Annotated in this window: 10 protein-coding genes; 8 read left to right on the forward strand and 2 right to left on the reverse strand. The window is 62.7% G+C overall.

All coding sequences use genetic code 11. From position 1 onward, the window contains the following. Positions 1–398: amidase family protein (locus Q0562_RS08405; protein ID WP_298643448.1), on the forward strand; the 398-nt coding region annotated here is incomplete at its 5' end. 80 nt (positions 399–478) lie between these two features. Here the strand turns inward: Q0562_RS08405 and lysA are convergent. Both lysA and Q0562_RS13790 read right to left on the reverse strand, forming a co-directional pair. Next, positions 479–1,726, reverse strand: a complete 1,248-nt coding sequence (lysA, locus tag Q0562_RS08410; RefSeq protein WP_298643449.1) for a diaminopimelate decarboxylase — start codon at positions 1,724–1,726, stop codon at positions 479–481. Beyond that, complete coding sequence (locus Q0562_RS13790; protein ID WP_366144742.1) at positions 1,716–1,970, reverse strand: lipoprotein; 255 nt, start codon at positions 1,968–1,970, stop codon at positions 1,716–1,718. Before Q0562_RS13790 ends, lysA begins: the two co-directional genes overlap by 11 nt. Here Q0562_RS13790 and Q0562_RS08415 point away from each other — a divergent pair. From Q0562_RS08415 to Q0562_RS08445, 7 genes are all read left to right on the forward strand, one after another. Then, on the forward strand, positions 1,861–2,514 hold the full coding sequence (locus tag Q0562_RS08415; RefSeq protein ID WP_298643451.1) for a carboxylesterase: 654 nt from the start codon (positions 1,861–1,863) through the stop codon (positions 2,512–2,514). The two genes, Q0562_RS13790 and Q0562_RS08415, sit on opposite strands and share 110 nt — an antisense overlap. A gap of 450 nt (positions 2,515–2,964) precedes the next feature. After that, positions 2,965–4,386 carry a cytochrome-c oxidase, cbb3-type subunit I gene (gene ccoN / locus Q0562_RS08420; RefSeq protein ID WP_298643452.1) on the forward strand — a complete coding sequence of 474 codons (1,422 nt, stop codon included), beginning with the start codon at positions 2,965–2,967 and terminating at the stop codon, positions 4,384–4,386. 21 nt (positions 4,387–4,407) lie between these two features. Further along, positions 4,408–5,019, forward strand: a complete 612-nt coding sequence (ccoO, locus tag Q0562_RS08425; protein ID WP_298643459.1) for a cytochrome-c oxidase, cbb3-type subunit II — start codon at positions 4,408–4,410, stop codon at positions 5,017–5,019. 6 nt (positions 5,020–5,025) lie between these two features. Continuing rightward, positions 5,026–5,229 carry a cbb3-type cytochrome c oxidase subunit 3 gene (locus Q0562_RS08430; protein ID WP_298643453.1) on the forward strand — a complete coding sequence of 68 codons (204 nt, stop codon included), beginning with the start codon at positions 5,026–5,028 and terminating at the stop codon, positions 5,227–5,229. Beyond that, entirely contained in the window at positions 5,226–6,227 is a 1,002-nt protein-coding gene (gene ccoP / locus Q0562_RS08435; protein ID WP_298643455.1) for a cytochrome-c oxidase, cbb3-type subunit III, read from the forward strand. Before Q0562_RS08430 ends, ccoP begins: the two co-directional genes overlap by 4 nt. A 254-nt stretch (positions 6,228–6,481) precedes the next feature. Further along, complete coding sequence (ppc, locus tag Q0562_RS08440; RefSeq protein WP_366144743.1) at positions 6,482–9,250, forward strand: phosphoenolpyruvate carboxylase; 2,769 nt, start codon at positions 6,482–6,484, stop codon at positions 9,248–9,250. Positions 9,251–9,359: 109 nt separating this feature from the next. Further along, positions 9,360–10,141, forward strand: a 782-nt coding sequence (locus tag Q0562_RS08445; protein WP_298643457.1) for an EamA/RhaT family transporter, incomplete at its 3' end; no start/stop codon positions are given.

Here is a 10,141-nt window from a genome sequence, read left to right on the forward strand (position 1 = left end):
AGCGCCGCATCCTCATCGGCACCTACGCCCTCTCCGCCGGCTACTACGACGCCTACTACGAGCAGGCGCGCCGCGCCCGTCACGCCATCCTGAACGGCTTCAAAACCGCCTTCGCCGACGTGGACATCATCCTCACCCCGACCACGCCGCATCCCGCCTTCAAACTCGGCAGCCGGCTCAATGATCCGGTGGCGATGTACCTCGGCGATCTCTACACCGTGCCGGTTAACCTTGCAGGCCTCCCCGCCATCAGCCATCCGGCGGGCAATATTGATGGCCTGCCGGTCGGCTGCCAGCTCATCGGCCCGCACTTTGCCGAACCACGCCTGCTCAACTGTGTCCACCAATACCAGCAGCAGACTGACCATCACCGGCAAATTCCCGCTGCCTACCGCTAAATACAAAAACCGCCGTCAGGCGGTTTTTGTAGTCGTTGCAAACCGGAAGAGACAACTATATTTATCCCGCCCGGCGGGCATCACAACACCTCCTGCGCCCACAAATCTTCAAGCGACTCGCGGTGGCGGATGAGGCGCGGTTTGCCGTCCTCAATCAGCACCTCGGCGGGGCGGGGGCGCGAGTTGTAAGCACTTGCCATCGCGAAGCCGTACGCGCCCGCGCCGCAAATCGCGACCAAATCGCCGCGTTCGCCGTCAACCGGATAATCGCGCGCGAAGGTGTCGCCCGTCTCGCACACCGGCCCGACCACATCCATCAGCCCCGCGCCGTCGTACGGGCGGCTGACATTCACCATCGTCGGCCGCACCTGATACAGCGCCGGGCGGATATAGTCGTTCATCGCCGCATCCAGCATCAGAAAGCGCCGCCCCGATTGTTCTTTGGTAAAGACCACCCGCGCGAGCAGCAGCCCCGCATTGCCGACCAGCGAGCGGCCCGGCTGCAAGCACAGGCGCAGCGGGCGGCCGTCCAGGCGGGACAACAGCGCGCGCGACAATGCCGCCGCCGACGGCACTTCCGGCGCTTCCGCCGTGGCAATGCCCAGCCCGCCGCCCATATCGAGATGCGCAAGCGGCGCGCCCTCGGCGCAGAGCGCATCCACCAGCGGCAACAGCGAATCCAGCGCCGCCAGAAACGGCGCAATCGAGCGAATCTGCGAACCGATATGACAGCCGATGCCGACCACCCGCAGCGACGGCAGCGACGCCGCGCGGCGGTACAGCGCGGGCGCATCTTCCAGCGCCACGCCGAACTTGTTGCCGCGCAGCCCCGTGGAAATATACGGATGCGTGTCGGCATCCACATCCGGATTCACCCGCAGCGCGACCGGCGCAACCACGCCGGCAGCGGCGGCGAGTTCCGCCAGACGCTGCAACTCGGCGGGCGACTCCACATTAAAACAGCCGATGCCGGCCGCGAGCGCGCGCGCGAGCTCCGCATCCGTCTTGGCAACACCGGAAAAGACCACGCCCGACGGCGCACCGCCGGCGCGCAGGACGCGTTCCAGCTCGCCGCCCGAAACAATATCAAAACCCGCGCCCGCCCCGGCAAAGAGGCGCAGCAGCGCCAGATTGCTGTTGGCCTTCACCGCATAATGCAGCGACACCTGTTGCGCGAGACCATGTGCGTGATAAGCGCGCAGCGCCGCCAGCATTGCCGCCGCGCGGTACACATAAAGCGGCGTGCCGAAGGTATCCGCCAGCGCCGCGAGCGGCACGCCGTCCACACAACCCTGCCCGTCCACGCCGGACAAAAACTCAGCGCGCATCAGATGCCTCCTGCCCCTGCCGTTCCGGCAAATAGAGCGGGCCCTTCTGCCCGCAGCCTGCAAACAAAACCGCTACAATGACCACAAAACACACTCTGCACATCACAAATACATCCAAAAAAAGGAAAAAAATTATGACACAGGCCCCGGACCGAATCACGCTGCCCGCCGCAAAAACCCCCACGCACAGCATCATCTGGCTGCACGGACTCGGTGCGGACGGCAACGACTTCGCCCCCATCATCCCGCTGCTCGAACTGCGCCCGACCACGCGCGTCATCCTGCCCCATGCCCCCATCCGCCCGATTACCGTCAACAACGGTGCCGCAATGCGCGGCTGGTACGACATCAAAAACTTCAACTTCAACCCCGGCGACGAAGACCTCGCGGGCATCAAAGAAAGCGCCGCCCGCATCGCCGCCATCGCCGCCGACGAAGCCGCGCAAGGCGTCCCCGCCGGGCACATCCTCTACGCGGGCTTCTCGCAAGGCGGCGTCATCGCCCTCTACCACGGCCTGCGCCACCCCTGCGGCGGCATCCTCGCGCTTTCCACCTACCTTGCCGATGCCGCCAACACCCCGCCCGCCGACTGCGACAACTGCCCGCCCATCCTGCAAATGCACGGCACCCAGGATCCCGTCGTCCCCTACCACCAGGGCAGGGCCGCCTGCGAGCTGCTGAAAAGCAAAGGTTACGCGCCGCAGTGGCACGACTACCCGATGCAACACCAGGTCTGCCCGCCGCAAATTGCCGACATCGCCCAATGGCTGCACGAGCGGGGGTATTGAACCGCCGGCCAGCCGCGCACGCGACATCTATATAGTGAAGGGCAGACGCGGGTCTGCCCTTTGTTTTGCGCGCCGCCGCTGCGACTCCGCCCCCGGCATGGCGGCGTCGTGTCATGGCCTTGCCGGGAGGCGGAAAATTGGGTCATTCGCGAATCATGCGTACATTATCCGGAAGCGTATCAGGAAGCGGGATATGCAATAAAAATGTATCTTGCATAATGGCGAATCTATCGTCCCGGAAGAGGATTATTTTTAATTCCACGATATGAAGAAAAGAATTGCAAAATAGAACCGGCTCTGTCTTATTTTCTTTAATAACCGATGGTTATAGGAAAAACATAACGCCTTGCCGATTGTTAAGGTTGCCGCGCGATGCTATGCTGATGCCATAAATCCGTATATGGCGGATGGCAATAAACGGTAATTAGACAATCATATGAGGTAATCCTGATGACTGTGGATACGGTCTATAACTATCGGGTGGTGCGGCAATTCACCTGGGCGGCAATCGTCTTTGCCATCGTCGGCATGCTGGTGGGCGTCATCATCGCCGCGCAACTGCGCTGGCCGACGCTCTTCGGCGGCATCGATTTCCTTTCCTACGGCCGCCTGCGCCCGGTGCACACCAGCGGCGTGATTTTTGCCTTCGGCGGCAACGCGCTGTTTGCCACCTCCTATTACGTCGTGCAGCGCACCTGCGGTGTGCGCCTCATCTCCGACAAACTCGCCGCCTTCACCTTCTACGGCTACCAGGCGGTGCTGGTGCTGGGCGTCCTCAGCTATATGCTCGGCTACTCGCAAAGCAAGGAATACGCGGAACTGCCCTGGCTGCTCGATGTCGCCCTTGCCGTCGTCTGGGTTGTTTACGGCTACGTCTTCTTCTGCACCATCGGCAAGCGCAAGGAAAAACACATTTACGTCGGCCTGTGGTTCTACGGCGCCTACATCATCGCCGTCGCCGTGCTGCACATCTTCAACAACCTCGCCCTGCCGATTGACTGGCTGCATTCCTACCCGGTCTATGCCGGTGCGGTGGATGCGATGGCGCAGTGGTGGTACGGCCACAACGCCGTCGGCTTCTTCCTCACCGCCGCCTTCCTCGGCATGATGTACTACTTCGTGCCGAAACAGGCGGGGCGGCCGATTTATTCCTACCGCCTCTCCATCGTCCACTTCTGGGCGCTGATTTCCATCTACATGTGGGCGGGCCCGCACCACCTGCACTACACCGCCCTGCCGGACTGGACGCAATCGCTGGGCATGGCTTTTTCCGTCATCCTCTGGGTGCCGTCGTGGGGCGGCATGATCAACGGCATCATGACCCTCTCCGGTGCCTGGCACAAACTCGTCACCGACCCCATCATCCGCTTCCTCTTCGTCGCGCTCGCCTTCTACGGCATGAGCACCTTTGAAGGCCCGATGATGGCCATCAAGGAAGTGAACGCGCTGTCGCACTACACCGAATGGACGGTCGGCCACGTCCACTCCGGCGCGCTCGGCTGGGTGGCGATGATCACCATCGGCTCCATCTACCACATGCTGCCGCGTCTGTACGGCAAAACGGAAATGTATTCCACCCGCCTGATTTTCGTGCACTTCTGGCTGGCGACCATCGGCATCGTGCTCTACGTTACCGCCATGTGGGTGGCGGGCATCATGGAAGGGCTGCTCTGGCGCGAAACCTACCCCGACGGCACCCTCACCTACACCTTCGTGGAAATCCTCGGCAAAAAATACATCTTCTACTTCGTGCGCTTCCTCGGCGGCTGCTTTTTCCTCGGCGGCTTCTGCCTGCTGGCCTACAACTGCTGGAAGACCGCCTTCGGCACCGCCAAGGCACAGCCTGCCGCACTCGAGACACAACCCGCATAAGAGGGAAAGCACATGAATCTGATGAGTCACGAACGCGTCGAAAAAAGCGTCGTCATCCTCGGCCTCCTCACCTTCTTCGCCGTCATCTGGGGCGGGCTGGTGCAAATCGTGCCGCTCTTTTTCGACGAACAAATGCACCCGGAAAACGGCTACGTCAAACCCTACGACCCGCTGCGCCTCGCCGGTTTCAACATCTATGTGCGCGAAGGCTGCTACGGCTGCCACTCGCAGATGATCCGCCCCTTCCGCTGGGAAACCGAGCGCTACGGCCACTACTCTGTCGCCGAAGAAAGCATGTACGACCGCCCCTTCCAGTGGGGCAGCAAACGCACCGGCCCCGATCTCGCCCGTGTCGGCGGCAAATACGGCGACGACTGGCACCACAAACACCTCACCGACCCGCGCAGCGTCGTGCTCGAATCCAACATGCCCGCCTATCCGTGGCTGAACGAACGCCCGGCCAACATCGCCCTCACCAAGGCGAGCATCCGCACCAAAATCAAACTGGGCGAACCCTATACCGCAGCGGACATCGACAGCGTGGACGAAGCGCTCAAAGACAAAACCGAAATGGACGCGCTGGTGGCCTACCTGCAAGGGCTCGGCATCGCCTTCAAAGAACACAACCGGTAACAGCACATGACCGCCGGCAGCATCGCATGGGTCAAATTCACGACCGTCGTCCTCTTCACCGCCTTCGTCCTGATGGTCATCCTGCTCTACCTGCCGCAGCGCCACAAACCCTACAAAGACGCAGAAAAACTGGCACTGAAAGAGGACGGCGACGCGCCCGTCACCCCACGCTATCCGGCACAAGAAGAACACAAGAGGCAAGAACCATGAGCACAGTCAGCATCTTCATCGCGGCAGTCACCATCCTGCACATATTGGGCTACATCGCCCTCGTTTACTGGACGACCCACCTCAAAGCGGGCGGCGGTGCCAAAGAAGGCGACATCATCGACCACACCTGGGACGGCGACCTCAAAGAAATGAACAACCCCATGCCGGGCTGGTGGCTGTCGCTGTTCTACCTGATGATTGCCTTCGCCATCCTCTACCTCGTCCTCTACCCCGGTGTCTTCAAAGGCGTGAAAAACTGGACGCAAATCGGCCAGTACCAACAAGAAAGCCGCAGTATCGATGCGCAGTCCGACGAATACTTCCGCCACTACGCCGGCAAAAGCGTCGAAGAACTGGCGAAAGACCCGGATGCGCTCGCCACAGGCCGCCGCCTCTTCGCGCAGAACTGCGCCGTCTGCCACGCCGGAGACGCGGGCGGCATCCCCGGCAGCTACCCCAACCTCACCGACGACGACTGGATCTGGGGCGGCACAGCGGAGGCCATCATCAATACCATTACGAACGGCCACGCCGGTGCCATGCCGCCCGGCGGCGCACTCGTTGCCATTGACCCGAACAACCCCGCCTGGGCACCGGGCAGTGAAGACCAGAGCAAACTCGACGACGTCGCCAACTACGTCCTCGCCCTCGGCGGCTACCCGCACGACAACAGCGCCGCCGAAAAAGGCAAAGCGCTGTATGACACCAGTTGCGTTGCCTGCCACGGCGCGCAGGGCGAAGGCAACCCCATCCTCGGCGCGCCCAGGCTCGCCGACCAGACCTGGCTCTACGCCGCAGACGACGAACCCGCCGCCCTCAAAACCTTCCTCGAACAGCAAATCCTGCACCCGCGCAACAATGTCATGCCCGCATGGAAAGACGCCCTCGGCGACGCCAAAATCAAAGTCGTCGCCGCCTACGTCTATTCCCTCAGCCACGACGAAGACGAAACCGGAGCGGCGGCGGCAGAGACCGCGCAGGCGGCGGAAAAGCGCTGACCGCTTGCAGCATTAAACAGCCGGGAGGCCGTAACAAAAAGCGCTGCCGCAGACCGTACAAATCAGTACGGCAAGGCGGTGCAACGCCGCTACGGTTTCTTTTGCTACTTGACTATTGCGAAGCCCCGCCCCGGCGGGGCTTCACCGTATGACGGCACAACCGGGCGCAGGCGAAAAACATCCACGAAAAACGTAAAAAAGTTTTACTATCGCCGCCCGACATCAACCCATAACACAGGAGACACAACATCATGATGCCGACCGCCCCCAACGCCGACCGGCTCCGCGCCAGAATCCGCCTGCTCGCCAATCTGCTCGGCAAAACCATCGAACGCCAGGCAGGCAGCGACACCCTGCAAACCATCGAATACCTGCGCCAGGGCTACATCGAAGAACGGCAGAACCCCGACCCGGAGCGCCGCGCCGCCCTGAAACGCACCATCGCCGCGCTTGATAATGGCCGCCTGAAAAACGTCATTCGCGGCTTCAGCCTCTACTTTGCCCTTGCCAACCTCGCCGAAGAAGACCTCCTGCGCCAGGAACGTGCCGCCGCGCGCGAGAGTGGCAGCCTGTGGGAAGGCTCCTTCCACCACACCCTGCAACAGTGCCGCGACAACGACCTCTCCCCGGAACAAGTCGCCGAACTCATCACCCAGCTGCGCTTCATCCCCGTCTTCACCGCGCACCCCACCGAAGCACGGCGGCGCACCACCATGCGTATCCTGCAAAACCTCTACCGCCTCTGCGACCGCCTTGACCACACTGCCGAAGACAGCGCCGCGCGCGAGCGCATCCTCAAAGAAGCGGCAGATCTCATCGACCTGCTTTGGGCGTCTGACGAAATCCGTACCCGCAAAACCCTCGTCTATGACGAAATCAACAACGGCCTGCACTACTTCAACGCCAGCCTCTTTCAGGCCATCCCGCAGACCTACCGCAACCTGCGCGAAGCACTGAACGACATCTACCCCGAACTGAAAAACACCGTGCTGCCGCCGCTCTTGCGCTTCGGCTCCTGGATAGGCGGCGACCGCGACGGCAACCCCTTCGTCACCCATGAGACCACCGAACAGGCGGTGCTGATGCACGCCGACAACGTCCTGCGCTATTACAGCAAACAGCTCAAGCACCTGCGCGGCCGCCTGCTGCATTGCGCCAGCATCACCGCCATCGATCCCGCCGTGAACGCGCGCAACGAACACTACGCCCGCCTTGGCGTGACCGTCTTTGAATACAACCCCGAAGACTACAGCAACGAACCCTACCGCCGCCTGCTCGTGCTGATGCGCGCCAAAATCCAGCACACCAACCGCTACATCCAGAGCAAAGGCACGGACAAAGCCGCCACCGAACACGCCTACCGCAGCCCGAAAGACTTCCTCGACGACCTCATCCTCATCCGCGATGCGCTCAAACAGCACGACCCCGCGCAGGCGGACGGCGACATCCAGGACCTCATCCGCCTCGTCAGAAGCTGCGGCTTCCACATGGCCTCGCTCGACATCCGCCAGGAATCCGTTTACCACACGGGCGTCGTCGCCGACATCTTCGCGCACGCGCCGAACCTGCCGGATTACCACAGCCTCGACGAAGCCGCGCGCCTCGACATCCTGAACCGCCTGCTCGCCACCCCCGGTGCGCCGCTCATCTTTGAAGCCAACCTCAGTGCCGAAACCCAGGAACAACTCGCGCTGCTGCGCACCATCGCCCGCCTGCGCGAACTCGTCGGCGCGCACACCTTCGGCAGCTACATCATCTCCATGACCCACCACGCCAGCCATATCCTCGAAGTCCTCTTCCTGATGCGTTTCGCCGGTCTCTCCGGGGTGGATGACAATGGTCGCCCCTACGCCACGCTGCCCATCGCGCCGCTCTTTGAAACCATCGAAGACCTCAAAGCCATCGGCGACATCCTGCCCGTCCTCCTCGACAACCCCGCCTACCGCGCCCTCCTCGCCAACCAGGGCGATACCCAAGAAATCATGCTCGGCTACTCCGACAGCAGCAAAGACGGCGGCATCCTCACCAGCGCCTGGCAACTCTACCGCGCCCAGCAAAACATCCTCGCCATCGCGCGCAAATACCACATCAAAACCCGCCTCTTCCACGGGCGCGGCGGTTCCGTCAGCCGGGGCGGCGGCTCCACCCACCACGCCATCGCCGCCCAGCCGCCCGGCACCCTGCAAGGCGAAATCAAATTTACCGAACAGGGCGAAGTTCTCTACGCCAAATATGCCAACCCCGAAACCGCCGTGTACGAACTCACCATGGGCATCACCGGCGCGCTCAAAGCAAGCAGCACCCGCTTCGCCAAAACCCCGCCCCGGCTCGCAGAGTACGAAACCCTCATCGGGCGCATGGCGGACGCCAGCGAAAAAAGCTACCGCGACCTCACCGACCGCACCGACGGCATCTACCAATTCTTCGTGGACGCCACCCCGGTACGCGAACTGAGCCTGCTCAACATCGGCTCACGTCCGGCACACCGCCGCAAAGGCACACCGACCAAAGAGACCATCCGCGCCATCCCGTGGGTCTTCGGCTGGTCGCTGGCGCGCTTCATGCTGCCTGCCTGGTACGGCGTTGGCAGCGCACTCGCCGCCATCCGCGCCGAAGACCGCCCACTGATGGATGAAATGCGCGAACAATGGCCGTTCATCGACGCCTTCATCAGTAACATCGAAATGGCCTTCGCCAAAACCGAACTCGCCATCGCCGACGATTACAGCCGCCTCTGCCCGGACGAAACCCTGCGCGCGACCGTGATGCAGGCCGTCAAGGACGAATACGGCAAAACCCTGGACGGCCTGAACAGCGTGCTCAAACAGCAGCACCTGCTCGAACACCAGCCGCGCCTCGCCGCCTCGCTGCGCTGGCGCGACCCCTATCTCGACCCGATCAACCACATCCAGATCGAACTCCTGCGCCGCAGCCGTGCGAAAAACGGCGAGGACGCGGACGTGAACGACCCGCTCATCCGCTCCATCAACGCGCTGGCGGCCGGGCTGCGCAACACGGGCTGAAGCGGCTTTCGCCCCACAGACAAAAGCAGGCGCAAGCCTGCTTTTTCATGCGTGCGCGGCGTTAAAGGGGGAATACCAAAATCCTGCGGATGCGGCAAAAGAAAGTGGCATGATGCGCCGCCTGTTTTTTTATCGCTTGGAGGTCGTGATGGCGTTTTTGCTGCTGAGTGTGTGTTGCAGTGTCGCGGTGTCGGTGTTGTTGAAGGTGGCACGGCGGCGCGGCTGGGAGGTGGCACTGCTGGTCGCGCTCAATTATCCGGTGGCGGCGCTGGTATTGTGGCCGGTGGCGCGGCCGTCGCTGCCGGATGCCGCCGTGTGGCGGGATGGGTGGTGGCTGTTTGCCGCGCTGGGGCTGCTGTTGCCGTCGGTGTTTATCGTGATGGGGCGGGCGGTGCAGGCGGCGGGGATTGTCCGCGCCGATGCGGCGCAGCGGGTCGCGGTGGTGATTCCGCTGGTCGCGGCGTTTGTGCTGTTCGGCGAGCGGCTGTCGCCGTGGTCGCTGGCGGGGATTGGCCTGGTGTTTGCCGCACTCTTCTGTCTGCTCGCGCAGGGCGGGGCGGAGGAGGGGCAGCGCGCACCGTGGTTGCTGGCCGGGGTTTGGGCGGGTTACGGGGTGATTGATGTGTTGTTGAAGGCGCTGTCGCGGCAGGCGGCAGTCGCCGCGCTGCTGCTGGTCGTGTTTGTGCTGGCCGGGGTGCTGATGGCGGGTTATGTGCTGTGGCGGCGGCTGCGGCTGTCGGCGGCGACCTGTACGGCGGGGGCGCTGCTCGGCGTGCTGAATGTCGGCAATATCGTGTTTTATATCAAGGCGCATGTGGCGATGCGCGAGAATCCCAGCGTGGTGTTCGCCGGGATGAATGTGGGGGTGATTGCGCTGGGGACGCTGGTCGG

The sequence above is a fragment of the uncultured Cardiobacterium sp. genome, assembly GCF_938028825.1.
Lineage (GTDB): Bacteria > Pseudomonadota > Gammaproteobacteria > Cardiobacteriales > Cardiobacteriaceae > Cardiobacterium.